This window comes from Kitasatospora sp. NPDC023176 (assembly GCF_055560495.1).
In genome coordinates this window covers 1-4,125 of the sequence record NZ_JBVHIP010000086.1, presented here as the reverse complement: position 1 = coordinate 4,125, position 4,125 = coordinate 1, and the positions used below count along the sequence as shown (strand labels likewise).

Below are 4,125 nucleotides of genomic sequence, written 5' to 3'. Positions count from 1 at the left end.
ACCGAAACCCCCGTCATCACCCTCGACGCCCGCCGCCGGGACAGCGCCAAAAGCGCCCTCATCACCCTCGTCGAACACGCCCTCCTCGCCCGACTCCGGTAGGAGGACGCGCGCGCGGGCTCCGCGCCGCCCCTCGGCGCGGTCGACGCGCCCCGGAGGCGAGGGCGTGAGGTCGGCGCCGAGCCGAAGGGTCCGAGGGCCCCGGAGGCGTGAGTAACGGGAACCGCCCGGCCCCGGTGAGCCGTCACACTGACGGGTCGCCGGGGCGGCGCTGCCTTACCGGCCGGTGTCCTCCGGGGGCCGCGCGCAAGACCCGTGTATAAGCAGCGGATAACAGTTCGGTAGGCATTTTGTGATCAACAATGACGCAGCGTGGCGAATCAGCGTCACTCAGCGCCAGATGACCACGGATTTGCTCCGTCATGTCGTTGATTGTCCGGATTGTTCCGGCACGGGTGTCATGCGACGGCTGTTTGTCCCCCATCCCTGCACGTGCTGAAATTCCAGCTGCCCCTGAATATCCCGAGCCGGCCGTCCGGCGGCGGGCCAGGGCCCCGGGGGTAGCGCTGGATTGATCCATGGCCGGCTAGTCGGCCGAGAGGTAGTTGTCGAGTGAGGCGTAAGCAGCAACCCGCCCCGCAGCGGCGCTCCGAGCCCCGCCAGAGCACGCCGAACGGCGGCGCCGCGGAACAGGCCGGATTCTCCGCGTTCACTCCCGCCGAGGAGCGCGCCCAGGCCGCCCAGGCCCCCAAGCCCCCGACGGCCGGCAAGGAGCCGCGCCCGGGTGCGGGTCCGGCGGGCTCACCGGGCGAGGGCGGCTCCAGCCGGTACGACTTCCTCCGCCCGCGCAACTGGCGCGTGCCGACCCGACTGATCGCGATCCTGCTGATCCCCGTGATCATCAGTCTCGTCTTCGGCGGTCTGCGAGTGAACACCTCGGTCGACGGCTACATCAAGGCATCCCGCGCCGAGAAGACCGCGGAACTCGCCAAGGCGGCGACCGAACTCGCCGAGGCGTTCGAGAACGAGCGCGACAAGACCCTGATACCCCTGCTCACCGGGCAGGACCCGAACAACGAGGTCACCAAGCGCCGCGCCGACACCGACGCCGCGCTGAAGGCCTACAACGCCGCGTACGCCGCGTCCGACAAGTCCGGCGAGCTGCCGCGCCGCCACGAGGCCTTCCAGGCCCTGGTGGGCGACCTCCCCCACCTGCGGCAGGTCGCGTACACCAAGGAGCTGTTCGCCAGCGCCACCGCGAACGCCTACTCGGCGCTGTTCGCGCCGCTGCTGGCCTACGACAACTCGGTCGGTAACGGCTCCGCCAACGCCACCAGCAAGGGCCGCGCGATCTACGCGATGTCGCTGGCCAAGGCCTCCGCGTCGACCCAGCGCTCGCTCATGCTGAGCCTGCTGGTCGGCATCTCGCAGGGCGTGACCACGCGCTACGAGAACCAGGACATGACCCAGCAGATCCTGGTCGCCGAGAAGCTGGAGCAGGTCTCCCTCACCGAGTTCAACACCGGCGCCGACCCCGAGGACGCCAAGAAGTACGCGGACGCCCAGGTCGCCCTGGCCACCGCCCAGGACCGCTCGGCCTTCAAGATGCCGAACGGCTCCGCGCCCAGCATGCAGGGCCTGCTGGCACTGGCCGGCAACTACGCCGAGGCCGCCGCCGCCGGGCAGCAGAAGGGCAAGGCCGCGGCCGACGCCGCGTACGCCGAGGCCAAGAACTCCGGTCTGACCCCGGACAACTGGAACCAGGCCGCCGGGACCCACATCCAGGCCCTGCGGAACACCGAAGTCGCGCTGCTGGACGAGGTCCTCACCAACTCCCGCGACCTCAAGGACAACGCGCTCTACGACGCCATCCTCAACACGGTCATCGTCGTCGCCGCACTGATCCTGGCCGGCCTGCTCACCGGCTACGTCGCCCGCTCGATGATCCTCGGCATGCGCACCCTGCGCAGCGCCGCCCTGGAGATCGCCGACCACCGCCTGCCGGACCTGGTCGAGAAGCTCTCCAAGACCGACCCCGAGCGGGTCGACACCTCGGTGACCGCGATCCCGCTGCACGGCAAGGACGAGATCGGCGAAGTCGCCCGGGCCTTCGACCAGGTCCACCAGCAGGCCGTGGCGCTCGCCGCCGAGCAGGCCCTGCTGCGAGGGAACGTCAACGCGATCTTCACCAACCTGTCGCGCCGCAGCCAGGGCCTGATCCAGCGCCAGCTGGCGCTGATCACCGACCTGGAGAACAACGAGGCCGACCCGGACCAGCTGGAGAACCTCTTCAAGCTGGACCACCTGGCCACCCGTATGCGCCGCAACGGTGAGAACCTGCTCGTCCTCGCGGGCGAGGAGGCCGGCCGCCGCTGGAACACCCCGGTCCCGCTGGTCGACGTGCTGCGCGCCGCCGCCTCCGAGGTGGAGCAGTACGAGCGCGTCGAGCTGTCCGGCATCCCGGAGGTCGAGGTCGTCGGCGCCGCCGTGACCGACCTCGTCCACCTGCTCGCCGAGCTGCTGGAGAACGCCACCTCGTTCTCCAGCCCGCAGACCCGGGTGCTGGTCAACGCGACCCGCCTGCCGGACGGCCGCGTCCTGGTCGAGATCCACGACAAGGGCATCGGCCTCACCGCCGAGGACTTCGCCGAGATCAACGAGAAGCTGGCCGAGCCGCCCACGGTCGACGCCACCATCTCCCGTCGCATGGGCCTCTTCGTGGTCGGCCGGCTCTCCCAGCGGCACGACATCCGCGTCCAGCTCCGCCCGTCCGGCGAGTCGGCCGGCACCACCTCGCTGGTCATGCTCCCGCCGTTCGTCACCCGGTCCGCGATCGCCCCGGAGCCGGAGGAGCAGTTCACCGTCTCCCGGATCTTCGCCGAGCAGGAGCCGGCCGCCGAGTGGGCGCCGGACAACGGCGGCCGCAGCGCGGCCGAGCTGGGCTTCGACGACCACCTCACCGGCATCGGCAACGCCGGCTCCTCCGGCTTCAGCCCGGCCCTGGAGGCCGTCCAGCGCTCCCAGCGCCTCGACCAGGTCCGCCGCGCGGCCCTGGAGAGCGCCCCGGAGTCGCCGGTGGTGGACGCCGAGGTCGAGGAGGACTACCAGCAGGGCTACGACCAGTACGCCCCGCAGCAGGGCTACCAGCAGGGCGCCTACCCGGACGACCGCTACGGCAACGACGAGCAGTACGGCTACCAGCAGGGCGGCTACCAGCAGGACGAGTACGCCCAGGACGGCTACGGCCAGTACCCGCAGCAGGGCTACGACCAGACCGCCTACGCCGACGACCAGTACGGCTACCAGCAGGGCGGCTACCAGCAGGACGAGTACGCCGACCAGTACGGCCACCAGGCCGAGGAGGCCCCCGCCGGCCACCCGTACGCCCCGGAGCCGCCCGCCCTGCCCGCCGCCGAGCCCTCCACCACCCTGCCGTCCGGGCTGCCCCAGCGCCGCCCCGGCCAGCAGCTGGCGAGCGGCGGCCCGGGCAGCGCCCCGGCCGTCGGCAGCCCGTCCGGGGAGACCCCGAACTGGTTCGCCGGCGCCAAGGACACCTCGGCGCCCTCGGCGCCCGCCGAGACCCGCGGCCACGACGTGTCCGCACTGGGCGGTTACGGCCCGACCGGCCCGACCTCCTCCCCCTGGCAGTCGCCGAACGACGGTGACTGGCAGCGCGCCGAGCAGCTCCGCGAGCCCTCGTCCGCCGGCACCACCGGGGCCGGACTGCCCCGCCGCGTGCCCAAGCAGAACCTGGTGCCCGGCAACGCCAAGCCCACTCCGCAGGACGGGCCGCAGGTCTCCCGCAGCCCCGAGGAGGTCCGTGGCCGCCTCACCAACCTGCGCCGCGGTGTGGAGCAGGGCCGCAGCGCCGGCAACACCGGAAGCTTCCGGATCGACCCCGATCAGGTAGACCAGTCCGGCAACGGACAGAACCGGAGCACCGATCTCTTCGGCGGCTCGAACCACCAGGAGCGTTGAGTTGACTCAGATGAGCCAGGCCGCACAGAACCTGAACTGGCTGATCACCAATTTCGTGGACAACACCCCCGGGGTGTCCCACACCGTGGTGGTCTCCGCGGACGGCCTCCTGCTGTGCATGTCGGAAGGCTTCCCGCGCGACCGCGC

General features: G+C 71.4%; 2 protein-coding genes and 1 pseudogene. All 3 read left to right on the top strand.

Features of this window, described 5'->3' with window-relative positions; genetic code table 11:
• Positions 1-102, top strand: a pseudogene (locus tag ACZ3YL_RS42345) (ATP-binding protein); the annotation flags it as partial.
• Positions 103-612: 510 nt separating this feature from the next.
• Positions 613-3,978 carry a sensor histidine kinase gene (locus tag ACZ3YL_RS42340; protein WP_317621282.1) on the top strand — a complete coding sequence of 1,122 codons (3,366 nt, stop codon included), beginning with the start codon at positions 613-615 and terminating at the stop codon, positions 3,976-3,978.
• Between the two features lie 10 nt (positions 3,979-3,988).
• A partial coding sequence (locus ACZ3YL_RS42335) for a roadblock/LC7 domain-containing protein (RefSeq protein ID WP_329882915.1) occupies positions 3,989-4,125 on the top strand: 137 nt, incomplete at its 3' end.